The organism is Deinococcus sp. (assembly GCF_018260405.1).
Taxonomy (GTDB): Bacteria; Deinococcota; Deinococci; order Deinococcales; family Deinococcaceae; genus Deinococcus.
Genome location: NZ_JAGLBG010000019.1, coordinates 1 through 1,255 on the forward strand (window position 1 = coordinate 1; position 1,255 = coordinate 1,255).

Annotated in this window: 1 protein-coding gene; it reads right to left on the reverse strand. The window is 64.9% G+C overall.

The genetic code is table 11. The annotated features are described in order from the left end of the window. Window positions 1-1,255 (reverse strand): efflux RND transporter permease subunit (locus QZ269_RS04145; RefSeq protein WP_291424640.1); only part of this gene is annotated, 1,255 nt, incomplete at both ends.

Below are 1,255 nucleotides of genomic sequence, written 5' to 3' on the forward strand. Positions count from 1 at the left end.
CGGGTCGTCAGATCGAGTCCGGCAGGCAGGCGCAGCCCGGCCCGCATGGTGCCCGAATCGGTGGTCGGCATGAACGTGAACTGTGTGCGCGGAATGACCAGCAGCACGGTGGCGGCTAGGAACAGCACCGAGAAGATCAGTACCAGTGGGCTAAAATGCAGCGCCTCGTCGAGGCTGCGGGCGTAGGCGTCGCGCAAGGCCGACAGAATCCGGTCGGTGACGCCGTGCAAGGTGGTCGTCAACGCTTCCAAGAAAGCCAGCACAATGCCCCAGACGTAGCGCAGGAGGATCAGCGCGGCGGGCAGCAGCAGCGCAGCGGCGGCCAGCAGATGGTTGTCGCTGCGGTTCCAGAGGTAAGCCAGCAGGCCCAGCGCCAGCACCCAGAACCACCACGTTTTCACCGAATGCACGCCCCAGCGCACGGCCTGTGGCAGTTTGGCGAAGGTGGCTGGGAGGTCACGCCAGCCGAGCGGCGCGGCGTCGGGGGTGTAGGCCATGCGCACGGTCAGGAACAGCAGCGCTTCGAGAAAAGACATCGCCACCGCCGCCGCCAGCCCCAGCGAGAACTGCTTGATGAACGCCCCGATGATGCCGCCCATGAAGCTGACCGGAATAAGCACCGAGAGCAGCGCGAGCGAGGCGGCGACCACGGCGCTGAAGACCTCCGAGGCCCCGCGCAGCACCGATTGCAGGCGGCCAAAGCCCATCGCGCGGTAACGCTCGACGTTCTCGGCGACCACAATCGAGTCGTCCACCACAATCCCGATCGCCACGATCAGCGCCAGCAGCGACACCTGATTGAAGGTAAAGCCCATCAGCTTGTACAAGATGGGCGCGGCGGCCAGCGAGATCGGAATGGCGGCGATGACAGTCAGCGCGGTATTCAGGCGTCCCAGAAACAGCAGCGTGATCAGGGCCACGACCAGCGCGGTCAGCCACAGCTCGTGCATAGTCGAGTCGAGGCTGGCGCGAATCGGGCCGGTGGTGTCGTTGCTGTAGGTAATCTTGTACCCGGTGGGCAGTTTGATCTGGCCGATCATGGCCTTGACGCCGTCTACCACCGACACCGCGTTGCTGCCCGAGGTCTGCTGGATGCTGACCAGCACGACCGGTAGGCCATTGACGCGGGTCACGCCGGTGGTGGTGGTGCTGCCGCGCACCTGCGCCACGTCGCTCATGCGCACACCCTTCGTGCTGTCCACGATCACGTTGGCGATCTGGCCCAGGTCGGTCAGTTTGGAATTGGTGGTGTAGT